The sequence below is a fragment of the Streptomyces yongxingensis genome (assembly GCF_055597465.1).
Genome location: NZ_CM145717.1, coordinates 10,296,189 through 10,314,002 on the forward strand (window position 1 = coordinate 10,296,189; position 17,814 = coordinate 10,314,002).

General features: G+C 71.3%; 16 protein-coding genes and 1 pseudogene. 10 read left to right on the forward strand and 7 right to left on the reverse strand.

Features of this window, described 5'->3' with window-relative positions; all coding sequences use genetic code 11:
• The first annotated feature begins 4 nt into the window (after window positions 1-4).
• The 3 genes from ACZ6TD_RS43470 to ACZ6TD_RS43480 are packed head-to-tail and all read left to right on the forward strand — an operon-like array spanning window position 5 to window position 2,607.
• Complete coding sequence (locus ACZ6TD_RS43470; RefSeq protein ID WP_471347129.1) at window positions 5-958, forward strand: carbohydrate ABC transporter permease; 954 nt, start codon at window positions 5-7, stop codon at window positions 956-958.
• Complete coding sequence (locus ACZ6TD_RS43475) at window positions 948-1,808, forward strand: carbohydrate ABC transporter permease (protein WP_471347131.1); 861 nt, start codon at window positions 948-950, stop codon at window positions 1,806-1,808. Before ACZ6TD_RS43470 ends, ACZ6TD_RS43475 begins: the two co-directional genes overlap by 11 nt.
• Window positions 1,809-1,812: 4 nt before the next feature.
• Window positions 1,813-2,607: a sugar phosphate isomerase/epimerase family protein gene (locus ACZ6TD_RS43480; RefSeq protein WP_471347133.1), complete on the forward strand. Its 795-nt coding sequence runs from the start codon at window positions 1,813-1,815 to the stop codon at window positions 2,605-2,607.
• 127 nt (window positions 2,608-2,734) lie between these two features.
• Here ACZ6TD_RS43480 and ACZ6TD_RS43485 read toward each other — a convergent pair whose 3' ends face one another.
• The gene (locus ACZ6TD_RS43485; protein WP_471347135.1) at window positions 2,735-3,664 is read right to left on the reverse strand and encodes a right-handed parallel beta-helix repeat-containing protein; all 930 of its coding nucleotides are present in this window, start codon (window positions 3,662-3,664) and stop codon (window positions 2,735-2,737) included.
• A gap of 130 nt (window positions 3,665-3,794) precedes the next feature.
• On the opposite strand from ACZ6TD_RS43485, the gene ACZ6TD_RS43490 reads away from it, so the two are divergent.
• Entirely contained in the window at window positions 3,795-6,251 is a 2,457-nt protein-coding gene (locus tag ACZ6TD_RS43490; protein ID WP_471347137.1) for a GH92 family glycosyl hydrolase, read from the forward strand.
• A 4-nt stretch (window positions 6,252-6,255) separates the two neighbouring features.
• Here the strand turns inward: ACZ6TD_RS43490 and ACZ6TD_RS43495 are convergent, their stop codons facing one another.
• Together ACZ6TD_RS43495 and ACZ6TD_RS43500 are read right to left on the reverse strand one after the other, a co-directional pair.
• A complete protein-coding gene (locus ACZ6TD_RS43495; RefSeq protein ID WP_137976329.1) occupies window positions 6,256-6,657 on the reverse strand; it encodes a DUF3662 domain-containing protein in 402 nt (133 codons plus the stop codon).
• 56 nt (window positions 6,658-6,713) lie between these two features.
• The gene (locus tag ACZ6TD_RS43500; RefSeq protein ID WP_471347139.1) at window positions 6,714-6,878 is read right to left on the reverse strand and encodes a hypothetical protein; all 165 of its coding nucleotides are present in this window, start codon (window positions 6,876-6,878) and stop codon (window positions 6,714-6,716) included.
• A 66-nt stretch (window positions 6,879-6,944) separates the two neighbouring features.
• On the opposite strand from ACZ6TD_RS43500, the gene ACZ6TD_RS43505 reads away from it, so the two are divergent.
• Window positions 6,945-7,448: a MarR family winged helix-turn-helix transcriptional regulator gene (locus ACZ6TD_RS43505; protein ID WP_471347141.1), complete on the forward strand. Its 504-nt coding sequence runs from the start codon at window positions 6,945-6,947 to the stop codon at window positions 7,446-7,448.
• A gap of 70 nt (window positions 7,449-7,518) precedes the next feature.
• On the opposite strand, the gene ACZ6TD_RS43510 is transcribed toward ACZ6TD_RS43505, so the two are convergent.
• Entirely contained in the window at window positions 7,519-8,367 is an 849-nt protein-coding gene (locus tag ACZ6TD_RS43510) for a hypothetical protein (protein ID WP_471347143.1), read from the reverse strand.
• Between the two features lie 247 nt (window positions 8,368-8,614).
• On the opposite strand from ACZ6TD_RS43510, the gene ACZ6TD_RS43515 reads away from it, so the two are divergent.
• On the forward strand, window positions 8,615-9,205 hold the full coding sequence (locus ACZ6TD_RS43515; protein WP_471347145.1) for a TetR/AcrR family transcriptional regulator: 591 nt from the start codon (window positions 8,615-8,617) through the stop codon (window positions 9,203-9,205).
• Window positions 9,202-10,707, forward strand: coding sequence for an MFS transporter (locus ACZ6TD_RS43520; RefSeq protein WP_471347147.1), 1,506 nt, complete (start codon window positions 9,202-9,204; stop codon window positions 10,705-10,707). Before ACZ6TD_RS43515 ends, ACZ6TD_RS43520 begins: the two co-directional genes overlap by 4 nt.
• On the opposite strand, the gene ACZ6TD_RS43525 is transcribed toward ACZ6TD_RS43520, so the two are convergent.
• A complete protein-coding gene (locus ACZ6TD_RS43525) occupies window positions 10,647-11,066 on the reverse strand; it encodes a Dabb family protein (RefSeq protein WP_471347149.1) in 420 nt (139 codons plus the stop codon). The two genes, ACZ6TD_RS43520 and ACZ6TD_RS43525, sit on opposite strands and share 61 nt — an antisense overlap.
• Window positions 11,067-11,191: 125 nt before the next feature.
• Here ACZ6TD_RS43525 and ACZ6TD_RS43530 point away from each other — a divergent pair, with 125 nt between their 5' ends.
• A complete protein-coding gene (locus tag ACZ6TD_RS43530) occupies window positions 11,192-11,854 on the forward strand; it encodes a TetR/AcrR family transcriptional regulator (protein WP_471347151.1) in 663 nt (220 codons plus the stop codon).
• Window positions 11,855-11,900: 46 nt separating this feature from the next.
• Here the strand turns inward: ACZ6TD_RS43530 and ACZ6TD_RS43535 are convergent, their stop codons facing one another.
• On the reverse strand, window positions 11,901-15,278 hold the full coding sequence (locus ACZ6TD_RS43535) for a pyruvate carboxylase (protein ID WP_471347153.1): 3,378 nt from the start codon (window positions 15,276-15,278) through the stop codon (window positions 11,901-11,903).
• A gap of 197 nt (window positions 15,279-15,475) precedes the next feature.
• Here ACZ6TD_RS43535 and ACZ6TD_RS43540 point away from each other — a divergent pair, with 197 nt between their 5' ends.
• The gene (locus tag ACZ6TD_RS43540) at window positions 15,476-15,604 is read left to right on the forward strand and encodes a hypothetical protein (protein WP_471347155.1); all 129 of its coding nucleotides are present in this window, start codon (window positions 15,476-15,478) and stop codon (window positions 15,602-15,604) included.
• A 309-nt stretch (window positions 15,605-15,913) separates the two neighbouring features.
• Here the strand turns inward: ACZ6TD_RS43540 and ACZ6TD_RS43545 are convergent.
• Window positions 15,914-16,053, reverse strand: a pseudogene (locus tag ACZ6TD_RS43545) (galactonate dehydratase); the annotation flags it as partial.
• Between the two features lie 138 nt (window positions 16,054-16,191).
• Between ACZ6TD_RS43545 and ACZ6TD_RS43550 the strand changes: the two are divergent.
• The gene (locus tag ACZ6TD_RS43550; RefSeq protein ID WP_471347156.1) at window positions 16,192-17,811 is read left to right on the forward strand and encodes a GMC oxidoreductase; all 1,620 of its coding nucleotides are present in this window, start codon (window positions 16,192-16,194) and stop codon (window positions 17,809-17,811) included.
• Window positions 17,812-17,814: the final 3 nt, after the last annotated feature.

The window sequence follows — 17,814 nt, forward strand, 5'->3', positions numbered from 1 at the left end:
CACGATGGCTGTCGAAACCCCCACCGCGGCGACCGCGGCCCCACGGCGCACCCCGCGTGGTTCGCTGCGCCGCCCCCGGTTCTGGCGGCACGGGTCGGAGACGCTCGCCGCCTGGCTGTTCCTCCTGCCGAGCCTGGCCGGGTTCCTGGTCTTCACCGCCGGGCCGGTGGTCGCGGCCGGGGTGATCTCGCTGCTGGACTGGAACCTGTTCAGCCCGCCCCACTTCATCGGGCTGGACAACTTCGCCCGGCTCGGCCCGGACGCCACCTTCTGGTCGGCGCTTGTCAACACCGCGTACTTCACCTTCGTCAGTGTGCCGCTGACGCTGCTGGTCAGCCTGGGCCTGGCGCTGCTGCTCAACCAGGGGCTGCGGCGCATGGCGGTGTTCCGGTCGCTGCTCCTGCTGCCCTACGCGACGATCACCGTGGCGGTGGCCTTCGTCTGGGTCTGGCTCTACATCCCGCACGACGGGCTGATCAACGCGGTGCTCGGTGGCTTCGGGATCGACGGCCCGGCCTGGCTGATCTCGGACGACTGGGCCATGCCCGCCCTCATCCTGATGAGTGTCTGGAAGAGCTTCGGCTTCGGCATGGTGATCTTCCTCGCCGGGCTGCAGGCCATTCCACAGCAGCTCTACGAGGCGGCCAGGGTGGACGGTGCCTCGCCCTGGCGGACCTTCCGCGCGGTGACGCTGCCCCTGCTGGCGCCCTCGGTGTTCTTCACGGTGGTCACCTCGATCATCGGCTCCTTCCAGGTCTTCGACCAGGCGCTGGTGATGACGGACGGCGGGCCGGGATCCAGCACCACCACGCTCGTGATGTACATCTACCGGACCGGATTCCAGAACTACGAGCAGGGCTACGCGGCCGCGCAGTCGATGGTGCTGTTCGCCTTCATCGTCGTCATCACCGCGGCGCAGTTCCTGCTCCAGCGGAGGCTGGTGCACTATGACCTCTGACGTGCCCGCGCTCGCGGCCCTCCGCCGCTCGCCCGTGGCGGCCCGGCGGCTGCTGGTGTTCACCTGTTTCCTGGTCACCGCGGTCACCCTCACACCCATCGTGATGATGGTGCTGGTGGCCTTCCAGTCCGACACCGAGTCGATGGCGGCGCGGCCGTCGTTCTGGCCCGGGAGCTGGCATCCGGAGAACATCGGCCGCGTCTTCGGCCTCGTCCCGCTGGGGCGCTATCTGCTGAACACCGTCTTCTTCGCCGGTGGTACGGCGCTCCTGGAGACGGCCACCGCGGCGCTGGCCGCGTACGCCTTCGCCCGGCTGCGCTTCCGGGGCCGGAGTGTGCTGTTCGGCGTGTATCTCACCACCTTGATGATCCCCTCGCAGGTCACGCTGATCCCGCAGTTCATCCTGGTGGCGAAGTTGCACGGGGTGGACACCTGGCCGGGGATGATCCTGCCGCACGCCTTCACCGCGCTCGGGGTGTTCCTGCTCCGCCAGTTCTTCCTGGGCGTGCCCCGCGACTACGAGGAGGCCGCCCGCCTCGACGGGGCGAACCGCTGGCAGACGTTCATCCGGGTGATCGTCCCGCTCGCCGTCCCGGCCATCGCCACGCTGGCGGTGTTCAAGTTCATCAGCCAGTGGAACAACCTGCTCTGGCCGCTGGTGATCTCCAACAGCGACTCCACCAGGACCGCGGCGGTCGGTCTCCAGGTGTTCCAGTCCACCAACGGAACCCAGTGGAATCTGCTGCTGATGGCCGCCGCCATCACCACCGTGCCACTCATCGTGCTCTTCTTCCTCACCCAGCGCTGGTTCGTCAAAGGCATCACCATGAGCGGGCTCGGAGGCCGCTGACACCATGACATTTCTCTGGTCCGTGTTCACCAAACCGTGGGCCACGCTGCCCGGCGACACCCTGGGCCGGCTGGTGTCCGGCCTCGGTTTCACCGGTGCCGAGGTCCCGGTCCGGGACACCGCGTACGTCACCCCGGGCGAAGCGGGAGGGCTGCTGCCGGAGTTCACCGCGCGGCTGCGGGCGGAGGGCGTCGAGGTGATCAGCGTCGCGAGCGATCTCCGCGAACCCGTCTTCGCGGCCTGCCGGGAGGCGGGCGTGCCGATGATCCGGGTCATGGCCGAGCTGGGCCCCGACGGCTATGCCGCCTCGGTCCGGCGGGCCCGGCAACGGCTGGAGGACGCGGCGCCCCTCGCCGAGGGATATGGCGTCCAGATCGGGGTGCAGCCGCACCACGGGCGCTATGTGTCCTCCGCGCTGGGGGTGATGGACCTCCTCGACGGCCTGCCGGTCGAGCACTTCCGGGTCATCTGGGACGCCGCCCATGACGCGCTGGCGGGCGACGATCCGCGGGTCACCCTGCCGCTGGTCGCCGAGCGGCTCGGCATCGTCAACCTCAAGAACGCCCTCCATGTGCGCACCGAACCGGCCGGTGAGTCCGTGGGCGGGCACTGGAAGCCCTGGTTCGTGCCCGGTCCCGAGGGGCTGGCCGACTGGTCGGCGGCGCTCGGGCAACTGGCGGAGCTCGGCTATACGGGCCCGGTGTGTCTGTCCGGGCAGTACTCCGACCCCGGTGTCCCGGTCGAGAAGCGCCTGGTGGCGGATCTGGCGGCGGCACGCGGTGCGGCGGGCGCCGTATGACCGGGCGTCCTCGGTCCGCCGTATGACCGGGCGTCGTCTGTCCTGGTGAAGAGCGGGAGAACGTATCCCGGGGGGAGCGGGAGAACCCCGCGCCCCCGCTCCCCCCGGCTCCTCCTCCCAGAGGCTCCTAGGGCAGGCCGTCCGGCTCCGGGCCCCGGTAACCCGCCCGGGACGAGGCGTCGATGCCCACCTCGTAGCGGATACCGGGGTGGAGGGTGTTGCCGTCGACCCGGGCGCCGGTCGAGTGGTCGGCGAGGCCGATGGCGTGGTGGGTGGGGGCGGCGAACTCATTGCCGGTGATGGTGGTGTTCCGCACGTCCTCGAACATCAGGGCCTGGGAGGCGCGCAGCGTCTCGCAGTGGTTGCCCCTGATCGTGAAGTCGCCGGTGGTGCCCTGGCCGCCGCCCTCCCCGTCGTTGGGGCCCTCGGCCATCAGACACATGTTGTCCACGTCCTCGCAGCGGTTGTTCTCGATGCGGACACGGTGGCTGGGCGGGGTGTCGCTGGCGAAGGTCTGCATGCAGTCGGCGTGCCGGCCACGGCTGTTGTCGGTGTCGCGGACGGTGTTGTGCGCGATGGTGAGGTCGTCGCCGAAGAACCGGATGCCGTCGCCGTCCCCGCCCCTCGGGCCGATCACGGTGTTGTTCCGCACGGTGACGCGGTGGCCGGTCAGCTCGATCCCGGGCGCCTCCGGCCGGACGGACCGGAACCCGTCCACGATCACATCGTCGGCCTCGACGGTGATGCCGTCCACCGCGTCCCCGCCCCCGGCGTAGGTGATCGGGCGCTCCCGGCTCCCGCCCTTGGTGATGACCAGGCGTTGCCGGGACAGATCGCCGTCGAAGCAGACGGTGTCCCCCGGCTTCGCCCGGCGCGCCGCCTCCCGCGGGGTGGCGACGTGCAGGGTGCAGCGCTCGGTCCCCTTCTCGATGGTGAGCGACGCCGCCGGCGCGGCGGCGCCCCGCCCCTGGGGCCACGACGGACGCGCCAGGGCGGCCAGGAGCGCGAGGACCGAGACGGCGAGAAAGCCGAGGACGAGTCTCCAGGTGATCCGCATGGCGGGAACCGTAGAGCCGGATCCCGGGGACCGGTCCCGCCGTCAGCCGTGCGTCGTCGGCGTCCGGTTCACCCCACCGTCACCGTATGCCCCTAGGTTCACCCCGACACACGGAAGGGCGTGATCCCCGATGGAGACGCACAGAACGCAGCGAAAGAGACTCAAGTGCCGACCGGCGCTGGTCGGCGGGGGAGTGGCGGTGGCGATCGGCGCGCTGCTCGCCCCGCTCGTCGAGGCCCCCGCGGCGAGCGCGGCGCCACGGGCCGACGAGGTACGTCACCCCGTCGACCACGTGGACCCGCTGATCGGCTCCGCGGGCGGCGGCAACACCTACCCCGGCGCCACCCTGCCGTTCGGCATGATCGCCTGGTCCCCGACCAGCACCACCGGCGACCAGACCAACACCGCGGCCGCCAACGGCTATTCGTACGACACCACCCGGGTCCGGGGCTTCAGCCTCACCCATGTCAACGGCGCGGGCTGCCACCCCGGAGCCGCGGGCGATGTGCCGATCATGCCGTTCGTGGGCGAGGTCGACAGCTCCCCCACCGCCGACACCAAGGACCAGAAGTACGCCGCCACCTTCTCGCACGAGAAGGAGAAGGCCGAGCCCGGCCACTACCGGGTGGGGCTCGACTCGGGCGCCGCCGCCGATCTCGCGGTGAGCGAGCGGGCCGGTGTCGCCGACTTCACCTTCCCCCGGGACGCCCCGGCCCGGCTGCTGTTCCGCACCTCCAACTCGCTCAACGGCAGCGAGAACGCGCACATCGAGATCGACCGTGAGCGGCACCAGGTCACCGGCTGGGTGCTCACCGGCGCGTTCTGCGGACGGCGCGCCAACGGCGGCGAGAACAACCGCAAGACGTACTACCGCCTCTACTTCCAAGCCTCGTTCGACCGCGCCTTCTCCACCGTGGGCACCTGGGAGAACGACCGGCTCTCACCCGGCGCCACCTCCGCCGACGGCGGCGAGGGCTATCTCACCGGCGCCGACCGGGCCGGGCGCGGCTCCGGCGGATACGTCGGCTTCGACACCGCGCGGGACAACGATGTCCGGATGCGGCTCGGCATCTCGTACGTCTCCCTCGCGGGCGCCGAGGCCAACCTCCGCGCCGAGATAGCGCCCCGGGCGAGCGTCGCCGACGTGGCGGCCGCAGGACGGGCCGCCTGGGACCGCCGGCTGCGCGCCATCCGGATCAGCGGCGGCAGCGAGCCGCGCCGCACCGCGTTCTACACCGCCCTCTACCACGCGCTCCAGCAGCCCAACCTGATCAGTGACACCGATGGCCGCTACCCGGGCATGGACGGCACACCGCACCGGATCGAGCGCGGGCAGACGGCGCAGTACAGCAACTTCTCCGGCTGGGACCAGTACCGCGCCCAGGTGCAGCTGCTCGCCCTGCTCCAGCCCAAGGTCGCCGGGGACTTCGCCCAGTCGCTGTTCAACTTCGCCCGGCAGAACGGCGGGGTGTGGGACCGCTGGGTGCACATCAGCGGCGCCACCCATGTGATGACGGGCGACCCCTCCGCCGCCACGCTCGCCACCTTCTACGCCATGGGGGTACGGAACTTCGACGCCAAGGGCGCCTTCGACTCCCTCTACCGCCAGGCCACCGTCCCCCACCCCGACGGGCTCTCCGACAAGGGCTGCCCGGGGCAGTGCGAGGGCCAGCGTCCGGGCCTCGCCCAGTACCTGGAATCCCGGTACGCCGCACAGGACGCCTGCCACTGCTGGGGCGGCGCCGCGGAGACCCTGGAGGACTCCGTCGCCGATGACGCGCTCGCCCGCTGGGCCCGGCTGCTCGGCCGCACGAAGGAGGCCGACGAGCTCGGCGCACGCGGCGGCTACTGGCGCGATGTGTTCAACCCACAGGCCACCGGCACGGCGGGCTACATCCAGGCCAGGAACCGGGACGGCTCCTGGGTGACCCCCTTCGACCCGGCGTCCGACCGGGGCTTCGCCCAGGGCAGCGCGGCCACGTACACCTGGATGGTGCCGCAGGACGTCCAGGGGCTCGCCGAGGCCATGGGCGGCCGTGAGAAGGCGGCGGCCCGGCTGGACGGCTTCTTCCACAAGCCCGACGGCTCCTGGTCGGTCCGCGGCGGCGACCCGCTCCGCTACGACCCCACCAACGAACCGGGCATCCACGCCCCCTGGCTCTACAACGCCCTGGGGCAGCCCTGGAAGACCCAGGAGACGGTGCGCCAGATCGTCACCACCGTGTACGGCACCGGGCCGAAGGGGCTGCCCGGCAACGACGACCTGGGCACCATGTCCGCGTGGTACGTGTTCGCGGCGCTCGGCCTCTATCCGCAGGCCCCGGGGCGTGCCGAGGCACTGCTCACCGGTCCGCTCTTCCCCCGCGCGGTGATCGCCCCGGCGGGGCAGCGGCGCGCCCTGACCATCGACGCCCCGGACGCGTCCGACACCCACCCCTATGTGCACGCGGTGCGGGTGAACGGCCGGCCGCACGACACCTCATGGCTCGACGGCTCCGTGGTGCGCCAGGGCGGTTCGCTCTCCTTCGACCTGGCCGACCGGCCCGACGCCGCCTGGGCCACCGACCCGGGGCGGCTGCCCCGCTGACGCGTTAGGCCGTCGCGTCGGCGAACGTGTCGGCGCGGATATGGGTCATGGGCCGGCCCACCACCCGGTACCTGCCGTTGGGCACCCGGTCGGACCGGGACACGTGCACGGTGAGCGGGCCGGCCCACTCATAGCCCTTGTCCTCCGCGTGGCGCATCAGATGGTCCGTCAGCTCCTGCCCCACATGACAGCCACGCCGGGTGAGCTCCTCGTGGACCGCGTCGGCGAGCTCGACGTCATAGACGTTGGGCACGACCACCCGGGTGGGTCCGCACACCACGGTGTGGCTGTCGCATTCCCGTTTCAGCGCGCCGAGGAGTTCGACGGGCTCGCTGCGGACCACCTTGGCGAGCAGCGATGCCTCCCAGCGCTCTATCGCCCGTTCCCATCGGTTCAGCGTCTGCATGCCCTCCCGCGTTCCCGAAATGGATCACCTCATGCCCTTGTCGGCGCCGCTCACCGTCAGCGGCGCCGCTCACCGTCGCTGCGGGTCCGCCGGAGCGTGAAGGTGTCCACGGGCTCGACGCGGCCGTAGAGCCCGGTGACCGCGTAGTAGGTCACCGACATCGTGGTGGGACCGCCCGGCTCGGTGCCGGGGTCGACGGTGAACGGGGCGAACCCCGACAACCATCTCGATGGACGGTGGCGGATGTGCGTTGTCAGGGGCGGTGGCGGCGCCGCACGCTGGTGTCCGTGAGCGATCGGGACGAGGAGCTGCGCGGGCTGGACGCGGTGCTGCGGGAGCTGCGCCACGCCCGCTACGGGCTGTACGGACCGCTGGTGCGGGAACGCTTCCTGGGCGGGCTGCCCGCGGGGGTCACCCCGACCGGCTACCGGGTGCTGCGCCTCGTCGAGGCCAGCACCCCGCCGCCGCCCACCGTGTCCGACATCGCCGCCCTGCTGCTGTCCGACCGGGCCCGCGCCGTGCGCGTCGTGGACCGGCTGGTGGCGGCGGGGCTGGTGACCCGGGTGCGGGACACCGTGGACCGGCGGATACGGAGGGTGGCGCTGACCGACACCGGGCGCCGCCATGTCGCCGTGGCGGCCGCCCGGCGGACCCGGCTGCTGGGCGAGGCCATCGCGGACTGGCCGGACGAGGACCTCGCCCGGCTGACGGACTACCTGGAGCGGCTCAACGCCTCCGTGGCCCGCCATCTGCCGGTGTCCGGCGCGCCCGAGGTGCCCGGCGATCGGTGACGCGGGGCCGGGGCGCCACCGGCCCCGCGTCACCGCCGCGGGTGTGCCGCGCCGCGAGAGGGGCCGTCGGCTACGCCTTGGACGCCCTGAAGTTCCGGAACAGCAGATAGGTGTCGAGGATGTCCGACGAGGCGCTTTCGACCGAGCGGTAGATGCCCCACTTGGGCCGCTGGTAGTCGTCCTGGTCGGGCATCTTCACATTGGACATGCTGCCCTGGACCGCCACCGGGGCGCCGGACCCGGTGCCGTTGCGCACCACGCAGGCCGCCTTGCCGTTCGAGCCGACGGTGAACGTCCACTCGATGGTGATCCACTTGTTGCGCAGCGGCGCCAGATTGGTCGAGGCGATGTCCGGTGAGCCGGAGTTGGCGTACGCACGGGCCCGCAGCAGCTCCGTGCTGCCGCTGCGGCCAAGGTCCAGGGTGATGTACGGACCGCCGTTGTCCACCGGGGTCTTGGTCTGGAAGATGTGGGTGAACTTGCTGGTGCCGTGCAGCGAGGTGGGCATGAACATCTCGTAGCTGAGGCTCCATGTCTCACCGTCGCGCATCTTCACCTTGGAGCCGCCCTGCACCATGCCCCTGGACTCGGTGCGCTGGCGGTCGCCGCCCCCGGTGGTGTCCCGGTCGTCCTTCCAGATGTTGAAGCGGTAGTGGTCACCGCCCTCGACGATCACGTACTTCCGGTCGGGGTGGGCGCCGCCGCGGTCGGCCTCGATGCCCTCGAACGCCTTGAGCCCGTCGCCGGACGGGTCAGGATGCCAGAGCAACTGCGCGGCCGCGGCACGGGAGGCGGCGGAGGCCGGGGTGGCGCCCGAGGCCAACTGCCCGAGGGCGATCGGTGTTCCGACGGCTGCCGCGGCCATCGAACCGAGGACCCGGCGGCGGCTCAACGGGCGGGGAGCGGGGGGTTCTGCCATGGTCGTTGACTTCCTTCCTGATCCGGTAAAGGAGTGGCGTGCTCATGGCGCACCACGCACATTGGACCGGACCAAATGGGCCGTCAAGGCTCACGGGCGGTTCTTTGCCTGAGAATTGGTTCAGGTAGCTGAACAAAATCTGCCGCTTTCTGGTACATATAGCGGCATCTCTGTCCCTTATTTTGAGCGTTTGTTCGTTCTTATGAACGCGTAGACAGTGTCTACGCTCTTTTGGTAGACAGTGTCTATGGCTGAGTGTGAGCAGGACACGAGTCTCCGGTCCCGATTGGTGGACGTCGGAGTGGAACTGGTGGACGAGGAGGGGGTCGGGGCCCTTTCGCTGCGGGAGATCGCCCGTCGGGCCGGGGTGTCGCACGGGGCGCCGCGGCGGTACTTCCCGACGCATCTGTCCCTGCTGTCCGCCATCGCGCGCCGCGGTTTCGAGAGCCTGGCCGCCCAGGCCGGTGAGGCGATCGCCGCCCATGAGGGCCGTCCCCGCGAGCAGTTGACGGCGCTGGCGCGGAGCTGGCTCGACTTCGCGCTGACCAACCGCGGCATGTTCGAGCTGATGTTCCGCCACGACCTGCTGGAGAGCAACCACCTGGGGCTGCGGGAGACGAGCCTCCCGCTCTTCGCCACCCTCGTCGACCTGGTGGCCAGGGCGCGGCCGGACTCCGGCGCGGAGCCACGGATCGTCGCGGGCGTGCTGTGGGCCAATCTGCACGGCATCGCCCAACTGTGGGGGTGGGGCAGCCTTCAGCTCGCGGTGGGAGCCGAGGACCCCGAGCCGCTGCTGCGGGCCGCGCTCGACGCCCACCTCGGCCCGGAGACCCGATGAGCTCCCCGCGCGGACGGCGCCTCACCCTCGTCGCGAGCGTCACCGGAGCCGTGGTCGTCGCGCTGGACGGCACCGTGCTGACCGTCGCCCAGCCCCGGCTGCAACGGGACCTGGATGCCACGTTCGCCCAGGTCCAGTGGACCAGTACGGGATATCTGATCGCCGTAGCGAGTCTGCTGGTCTTCGCGGGCCGCCTCGGCGACCGTTACGGCCATCGGCGCGTCTTCGCCCTCGGGATGCTGGGCTTCGGCGCCGCCTCGGCGGGCATCGGGCTCGCGGGTGGCATCGGCTGGGTGATCGGGCTGCGGGTCGCCCAGGGGGTTTTCGGGGCGCTGCTGCAACCCGCCACCCTCGGGATGCTGCGGGCGGCGTATCCGCCGGACCGGCTCGGCCGGCCGGTCGCGGTGCGGACCGGCGCCATCGGGCTGGCGGCCGTGGCCGGTCCGCTGGTCGGCGGCGCGCTGACCACCCATCTGGGGTGGCGGGCGGTGTTCTTCGTCAATGTCGCGCCCGCCCTCGCCATGGGTCTCGCGGCCCTCGCCGTCCGTGCTCCGGCGGCCCTCGCCGTCCGTGGCCCGACCGCGCCCCGTGAGCCCGCCCGGCCGCGGCTCGATCTGCCCGGTGCGGGCCTGCTCGCGGTGGCGCTGGCCGGGCTGGTGCACACGCTCGTCGGCATCCCCGAAACCGGCTGGACGGCGGCGACCACGCTCGGGCTCGGGTGCGCCGTGGTGGCCGGAGGCGCCTTCGTACGGCATGCGCGCCGGACGGAGGATCCGCTGGTGCCGCCCGGCGTGCTGAGGTCGGGCACCGCGGGCCCGGCGCTCGGTGTGCTGGTGGCCGCGTCGGCCGCACTGTTCGGGGCGCTGTTCCTCGGCACGTACTACCTCCAGGGCGTGCTCGCGCTGGATCCGCTGGCCAGCGGGGTTCGGGCGCTGCCGCTGGCGGTGATGATGGTGCTGGGCGCGCCGGTGGCGGCACTGATGACGCGCCGTCAGGGTCCCCGCCGGACGGCGGTGGCGGGGATGGTTCTGGTGGCGGCCGGTGTGCTGCTGATGTCCCGTCTCGGCCGGGGCTCGGGCGCCGAGGCGATCGGTGGCTGCTTCCTCCTGCTGGGCGCGGGTTTCGCCACCGTGATGGTCACCGCGACCACCGTCGTCGTGCGGGACGCGTCCGTGGACACCGCCGGGGTGGCGGGCGGGCTCCAGCAGACCGCCATGAACATCGGGCCCGCGCTCGGGGTCGCCGCCGCGACCACGCTGATGAGCGTGACCGGGCGGGGCGACATCACCGGACGGCCGCCCGGCGACGGGCCGCGCTGGGCGGCCGATCCCTTCCTCTCGGCGATGGGACCGGCGCTGACGGTCCTCGCAGCCGTGGCCGCGACCGGTGCCCTGCTGGCCACGAGGCTGCCGGGCCGTGCGGCGCCGTGGCGGCCCGAGGATCAGTCGGTGGAAGAGCGCCCGGACGGGCCCCCGAGGTCCGAGATCGCGTCGAGCGCCTGACCCCACCGCGGGTACATCGCCACCTTCTTCAGATGCATGCCCATGACCCGTTCGCCGAGCGCGGGGTCCGTGTCGTCCGACAACTGGAACGCCGAGAGCTTCGCTATATGCGGGAGGATCTCGTCGTCGCCCGCGATGTGCACCGGGTCGTGCAGATACCGGTCCAGCGCCTCCAGATCGGTCACCGCCGCGCAGTAGGCGTGGGTGAAGCCCTCGGTGGAGTCGCCGAGGAACTGACCGGCGGTCGAGAACGAGACCGCCTCCACTCCGCCCGTGCGGCGCATCGCCGCCAGAACCTTGGCCTTCTCCTCCTCCGTCGTGCCGTCCTTGAAGCTGAACCGCAACACATTGACCAGCATGGGTAGTTCCCTCCGTGGGTGAACTGGTGAGTTCAAATTAGTGGTCAGGTCAGTCAATGAACAAGAGGGTTGGGATTCTTGAACCCATGAGTTCAGTTCGACGGGTCGTGGGATACGATGCGCGGATGACGGCAGTGACAGCCTCGTCCGGGCGGAAGGTTCCGCGAGGGCGTATCGACAAGCGCCAGGCGATCCTTGACGCCGCGTTCACCGTCTTCGCGCGCCGGGGGTACGGACAGGCGTGTGTCCAGGAGATCGCGAATGAGGCGGTGGTCGCCAAGCCCACGGTGTACAACCACCTCACCGACAAGGAGACCTTGTTCCGCCATGCCATCGAGGCCGCGGCCGACGCCGTGATGGCGGAGAACCTCGCGGTCGTCGAGCGGCTGCGCGAGCCCGGGGACGATCTGCGCGCCGCCCTGGAGGACATGGCGTACCGGATGCTCCAGGTGTGCTGCGGTGAGCGTTCCCGGGCGCTACGGCGGCTCACCTACGCCCAGGCGGCCGACTTCCCCGATCTGATCGAGACCGTCCAGGGACGTACGGCCATCCGGCTCGGTGAGGCGCTGGCGGACCGGCTGGCCCGGCTGTCGCTGTCCGGGCGACTGCGGCCGGGTGATCCGGCGCAGGCCGCGGAGCAGTTGCTCGCGCTGCTCACCGGTCCCATGGAGGTGCGGTCCCGGCTGGGCACCCGCAAGGTCTCCGCGGCCGAGACGCGCACGGTCGCCCGGTCCGCGGTGGACACCTTTCTGCGGGCATACGAAACCGCCGCCACCGGGCACCCCTGACCCGAGGGCCGGGGTCCGGTGGCGGCGGTTCGGCGCCGGTGTCGGCTCAGGCGAGGGCGACCAGCAGATCGCCGCCCTCCACCTGCTGAATCGTGTTGATGGCGATACGCGACACGGTCCCGCTCTTCGGGGCCGCGATGGTGGCCTCCATCTTCATCGCCTCGATCGTGCCGATGGTGGCACCGGCCTCCACCTGGTCGCCCTCGGCCACCGCCAGCGTCACCACACCCGCGAAGGGCGCCGCCACATGGCCGGGGTCGCTCCGGTCGGCCTTCTCGGTGGCCGGCACATCGGAGGCCGCCGAGGTGTCCCGCACCTGGACCGGGCGCAACTGGCCGTTCAACGAGGCCATCACCGTGCGCATACCGCGCTCGTCGGCGTCGCCGATGGCCTCCAGCTCGATCAGCAGCCGGACACCGGGCTCGAGGTCCACCGTGTACTCGTGCCGCGGGCGCAGCCCGTAGAAGAAGTCCTTGCTGTCCAGCACACTGGTGTCGCCATGGGCCTGCCGGTGCGCCTCGAACTCCTTGGTGGGGCCGGGGAACAGCAGCCGGTTCAGCGTGGCCCGCGGATCCTTCTCCAACTGCTCGCGGTCCTCCGCGGACAGCTCCGCGGCCACCGGCTTGGCGGCGGCGCGGCCCTCCAGCGCCTTGCTGCGGAACGGCTCGGGCCAGCCGCCCGGCGGATTGCCCAGCTCGCCGCGGAGGAATCCGATGACCGAGTCCGGGATGTCGTACCGGCCCGGCTCCGCCTCGAAGTCCTCCGGCGACACCCCCGCCCCCACCAGGTGCAGCGCGAGATCGCCGACCACCTTCGACGACGGCGTGACCTTCACCAGATGGCCCAGGATCCGGTCCGCCGCGGTGTACATCGCCTCGATGTCCTCGAAGCGGTCGCCGAGGCCGAGCGCGATGGCCTGGGTGCGCAGATTGGAGAGCTGACCGCCGGGGATCTCATGGTGGTACACCCGTCCGGTCGGCGAGGCGAGGCCCGCCTCGAACGGTGCGTAGATCTTGCGCACCGCCTCCCAGTACGGCTCCAGGCCGCCGATCGCCTCGAGGTCGAGCCCGGTCGGCCGGTCGGAGTGGTCGGTGGCGGCCACGATCGCCGACAGCGACGGCTGGGAGGTGGTGCCCGCCATGGAGGCCACCGCGCCGTCCACCGCGTCCGCACCGGCCTGGACCGCCGCGAGATAGGTGGCGAGCTGACCGCCCGCGGTGTCATGGGTGTGGATGTGCACCGGCAGGTCGAACTCCCGGCGCAGCGCGGAGACCAGCTTCGCCGCGGCCGGGGCGCGCAGCAGCCCCGCCATGTCCTTGATGGCCAGCACATGCGCGCCCGCGTCCACGATCTGCTCGGCGAGCCGCAGATAGTAGTCGAGGGTGTAGAGCCGCTCCGAGGGATCGGACAGGTCGGAGGTGTAGCAGAGCGCCACCTCGGCGATGGCCGTGCCGGTCTCCCGTACCGCGTCGATCGCGGGCCGCATCTGCCCGATGTCGTTCAGCGCGTCGAAGATCCGGAAGATGTCGATCCCGGTGGCCGTGGCCTCCCGTACGAAGGCGGTGGTCACCTCGGTCGGGTACGGCGTGTAGCCCACGGTGTTGCGGCCGCGCAGCAGCATCTGCAGACAGATGTTGGGCACCGCCTCGCGCAGCTTGGCCAGCCGCTCCCAGGGGTCCTCGGCGAGGAAGCGCAGCGCCACGTCGTAGGTGGCCCCGCCCCAGCACTCCAGCGACAGCAGTTGCGGCACGGTCCGCGCCACCACCGGGGCCACGGCCAGCAGGTCCCTGGTGCGGACCCGGGTGGCCAGCAGCGACTGGTGCGCGTCCCGGAAGGTGGTGTCGGTGACCCCGATGGTGGGCGACTCGCGCAGCCGGCGCGCGAAGCCCTCGGGGCCCAGTTCGGTGAGCAGCTGCTTGGAGCCGGCGGGCGGCTCGGTGTCCGGCACCGGGGGCAGCTTGGTGGTCGCGTCGATCAGATGGGGCCGCTCGCCATGGGGCTTGTTCACCGTGATGTCGGCGAGATAGGTGAGCAGCTTGGTGCCGCGGTCGGCGGAGTGACGCGACGTCAGCAGATGCGGCCGCTGCTCGATGAACGACGTGGTGACCTGCCCGGCCCGGAAGTCCGGATCGTCCAGCACCGCCTGGAGGAAGGGGATGTTGGTGGACACCCCGCGGATGCGGAACTCGGCCACCGCGCGCCGGGCGCGGCCGACCGCGGTGGTGAAGTCCCGCCCCCGGCAGGTCAGCTTGACCAGCATCGAGTCGAAGTGGGCGCTGATCTCCGCACCGGCGTGGGTGGTGCCACCGTCCAGCCGGATGCCCGAGCCGCCCGGGGAGCGGTACGCGCTGATCATCCCGGTGTCCGGACGGAAGCCGTTGGCCGGGTCCTCGGTGGTGATCCGGCACTGCAGCGCCGCACCCCGCAGATACACGGTGTCCTGGGCGAGGCCGAGGTCGGACAGCGTCTGACCGGCGGCGATCCGGAGCTGCGACTGGACGAGGTCCACATCGGTGATCTCTTCGGTCACCGTGTGCTCGACCTGGATCCGCGGGTTCATCTCGATGAACACATGGCGGCCGTCGCGGTCGAGCAGGAACTCCACCGTCCCGGCGTTGCGATAGCCGATCTCCCGGGCGAACTTCACCGCGTCCTCGCAGATCCGGGCCCGCAGCTCCGGATCGAGGTTGGGCGCGGGCGCCAGCTCGATCACCTTCTGGTGGCGCCGCTGCACCGAACAGTCGCGCTCGAACAGATGGATGACATCGCCCTGCCCGTCGGCGAGGATCTGCACCTCGATATGGCGGGGTTCCACCACCGCCTTCTCCAGGAAGACCGTGGGATCGCCGAAGGCGGACTCGGCCTCCCGCGCCGCCGCCTCGATGGAGTCGCGCAGCGTCTCCCGGCTCTCGACCCTGCGCATCCCGCGTCCGCCACCACCGGCGACGGCCTTGACGAACACCGGGAAACCGAGCTCGTCCGCGGCCCGGACCAGCTCGTCCACATCGGTCGACGGCTCGGAGGAGCCCAGCACCGGCACCCCGGCCGCACGGGCAGCGGCCACCGCGCGCGCCTTGTTCCCGGTGAGCTCCAGGGTCTGCGCGCTGGGCCCCACGAACGTGATCCCCGCCTCCTCGCACGCGCGCGCGAGATCGGGGTTCTCGGACAGGAAGCCGTATCCGGGGTACACCGCGTCCGCGCCCGCCTTGCGCGCCGCGCGGATGATCTCCTCGACGGAGAGATAGGCCCGCACCGGATGGCCCGGCTCACCGATCTCGTACGCCTCATCGGCCTTCAGCCGGTGCAGTGAGTTGCGGTCCTCGTGCGGGAACACGGCGACGGTTCTCGCGCCCAGCTCATAGCCGGCGCGGAAGGCGCGAATGGCGATCTCACCACGATTGGCGACCAGCACCTTGCGGAACATGCCCGATCCCTTCTACCTGCCCGTTACCAACACACGCTTGTCGGCGAACCCTACTGCCGCCCACCAGATGGGACGCCCGGGGTGTGATCGAGTTCTCGTGGATGGTGCGGCACGGCATCCGGTCCTCGTCATCCATGGTCGCCGGGGATACACAGAGTGGCCCTGTGACCGCGCCGGGTGGTGCTGTGCATGGACCGATGGTGGACCTGGCGCCGCTCAGCGGGATGCGGGAGCTGATCGTGCGGGTGAGCAATGCCGAGGTGGTCAAGGGCGTGGGCCGCTTCCCCGACGGCCGCGCCCTGGTGGTCCCGGCGCCGTCGCGCTGAGCCGGGCACCCACCGGCGACCGGCTCAGCCACTCTCGTACGGGACCGGGGCTCTATGGTCTACGGACCGGGCTCACCACTCGGCGAGCGAGCCGTCCGCGTGGCGCCACACCGGATTCCGCCAGGCGTGCCCACGGCGGTCGGCGGCGCGCACCGCGGCCTCGGTCGTCGCCGAGGACCTCACGGGCGGTCTCGGCGCGGCGCACCGCGGCGCGTATCTCCGCCCGGGTGGCGACCGGGGTCATCCGGCCGCAGCCGTTCATCTTGACGGCGGTGAACCCCGCCTCGATCTGCGCGGTGAGCGCGTCGCCACCTCGACCGCGGCGCGGACCGGCTCGGCCCGCCCCTCGACCACCGGCTCGCCCCAGCCGACCACCCCTCGTCGGTCTCCACCCGGACGAACATCCAGCGCGGCGGGGCCAGGAATGTCTCGATACGAGCGATCTTCACGGGTGGTGTCCTTCCCTGGAAGGGGCGCGGCTGCGAGAATAAACAATAAATAACGAGAACTTGCGCATGGCTGCGGGGCCGAAAAAGACCTTGCGTCACGCCATGGCGAGTTCCGGCGATTCCGCCCATCATGCCGCCATGACAGGAAACCTGACGCGTCGTCACATTCTCGGTCTGGCCGCCCTGCAGAGCGCGGCGGCCCTCGGACTCACCCGCATCGGCCTCACCCCGGCGGCCGCCGCCGAGAGCGCCGACCACTTCCCCGCCGTCGTCATCGGCTCCGGCTACGGCGGGGCCGTGGCCGCGCTCCGGCTCGGCGAGGCGGGCATAAGGACCCTCGTCGTGGAGATGGGGCGGTTATGGGACACCCCGGGCCCCGACGGCCGGGTCCACTGCTCGATGACCGCCCCCGACCAGCGTTCCATGTGGTTCAAGAGGAGGACCGAGGCACCCCTGTCCACCTTCCTGTGGCTGGACGTCATCAACAAGGACATCACCCCCTACCCCGGCGTCCTGGACCGCGTCCGCTACCCCGGCATGTCCGTCTACGTGGGCCGCGGGGTCGGCGGCGGCTCGCTGGTCAACGGCGGTATCGCGGTCACCCCGCCGCGCTCGTACTTCCAGCAGATGCTGCCGCAGGTGGCCGCGGACCCGATGTACGACACCTACTTCCCGCTGGCCAACCGGATGCTCGGCGCCACCACCGTGCCGTCCGCGTGGTTCGAGGCCACGGAGTGGTACACCTACGCCCGGGTCGCCCGCGCCCAGGCCGCCAAGGCGGGCCTGAAGACCGTCTTCGTGCCCAACGTCTACGACTTCGACTACATGCGGCGCGAGGCCGAGGGAACGGCGACCAAGTCCGCGCTCGCCCAAGAGGTCATCTACGGCAACAACTTCGGCAAGCGCAGCCTCGACAAGACCTATCTCGCCGCCGCGCTCGGCACCGGCCAGGTCACCCTGCACACGCTGAGCCGCGCCCGCGCCCTGCGGCGGGCACCGGACGGCACCTATGTCCTCACCGTGGACCGCGTCGACACCACCGGCACCGTCGTCGCCACCGACGAGATCACCTGCGGGTCGCTCTTCCTCGGCGCGGGCAGCCTCGGCACCACCGAACTCCTGCTGCGCGCCCGCGAGACCGGCGCCCTCCCCGAGCTGAGCGCGGAGGTCGGCAGAGGCTGGGGCGGCAACGGCAATGTCATGCTCGGCCGCGCCAACCACGTGTGGAACCCGACCGGCGCCCAGCAGTCCACCATCCCGGTGATGGCGATCGACGACTGGTCCAACGCCACCAACCCGGTCTTCGCCGAGATCGCCCCGCTGCCGGCCGGCATCGAGACCTGGGTCAGCCTCTACCTCGCCATCACCCGGAACCCCGAGCGCGCCACCTTCACCTATGACGCGGCGAAGGACACCACCGTACTCAACTGGACCCGCGCCCAGAGCGCGCCCTCCGTGGCCGCGGCCAAGGCGCTCTTCGACCGCGTCAACTCCGCCAACGTCACGATCTACCGCTATGACCTCTTCGGCGACACCCGGGCCTTCGCCGACGACTTCTGCTACCACCCGCTGGGCGGCTGCGTCCTGGGCCGGGCCACCGACGCGTACGGCCGGGTGACCGGGTACGACGGGCTCTACGTGACCGACGGATCCCTCATCCCGGGCTCCATCGGCGTCAATCCGTTCGTCACCATCACCGCCCTGGCCGAGCGCACCATGGCCCGGGTGCTGGCCGAGGACCCCGTCGGTGGCCGGTGACTC

Bases quoted from the DNA above. Each gene is read 5' to 3' on its own strand.
- ACZ6TD_RS43550 (WP_471347156.1), top strand. From the start codon at position 16,192: ATGACAGGAAACCTGACGCGTCGTCACATTCTCGGTCTGGCCGCCCTG.
- ACZ6TD_RS43525 (WP_471347149.1), bottom strand. From the start codon at position 11,066: ATGCTGGTCAATGTGTTGCGGTTCAGCTTCAAGGACGGCACGACGGAG.
- ACZ6TD_RS43535 (WP_471347153.1), bottom strand. From the start codon at position 15,278: ATGTTCCGCAAGGTGCTGGTCGCCAATCGTGGTGAGATCGCCATTCGC.
- ACZ6TD_RS43515 (WP_471347145.1), top strand. From the start codon at position 8,615: ATGGCTGAGTGTGAGCAGGACACGAGTCTCCGGTCCCGATTGGTGGAC.
- ACZ6TD_RS43510 (WP_471347143.1), bottom strand. From the start codon at position 8,367: ATGGCAGAACCCCCCGCTCCCCGCCCGTTGAGCCGCCGCCGGGTCCTC.
- ACZ6TD_RS43485 (WP_471347135.1), bottom strand. From the start codon at position 3,664: ATGCGGATCACCTGGAGACTCGTCCTCGGCTTTCTCGCCGTCTCGGTC.
- ACZ6TD_RS43540 (WP_471347155.1), top strand. From the start codon at position 15,476: ATGGTGGACCTGGCGCCGCTCAGCGGGATGCGGGAGCTGATCGTGCGG.
- ACZ6TD_RS43490 (WP_471347137.1), top strand. From the start codon at position 3,795: ATGGAGACGCACAGAACGCAGCGAAAGAGACTCAAGTGCCGACCGGCG.
- ACZ6TD_RS43495 (WP_137976329.1), bottom strand. From the start codon at position 6,657: ATGCAGACGCTGAACCGATGGGAACGGGCGATAGAGCGCTGGGAGGCA.
- ACZ6TD_RS43520 (WP_471347147.1), top strand. From the start codon at position 9,202: ATGAGCTCCCCGCGCGGACGGCGCCTCACCCTCGTCGCGAGCGTCACC.
- ACZ6TD_RS43470 (WP_471347129.1), top strand. From the start codon at position 5: ATGGCTGTCGAAACCCCCACCGCGGCGACCGCGGCCCCACGGCGCACC.
- ACZ6TD_RS43480 (WP_471347133.1), top strand. From the start codon at position 1,813: ATGACATTTCTCTGGTCCGTGTTCACCAAACCGTGGGCCACGCTGCCC.
- ACZ6TD_RS43475 (WP_471347131.1), top strand. From the start codon at position 948: ATGACCTCTGACGTGCCCGCGCTCGCGGCCCTCCGCCGCTCGCCCGTG.
- ACZ6TD_RS43530 (WP_471347151.1), top strand. From the start codon at position 11,192: ATGACGGCAGTGACAGCCTCGTCCGGGCGGAAGGTTCCGCGAGGGCGT.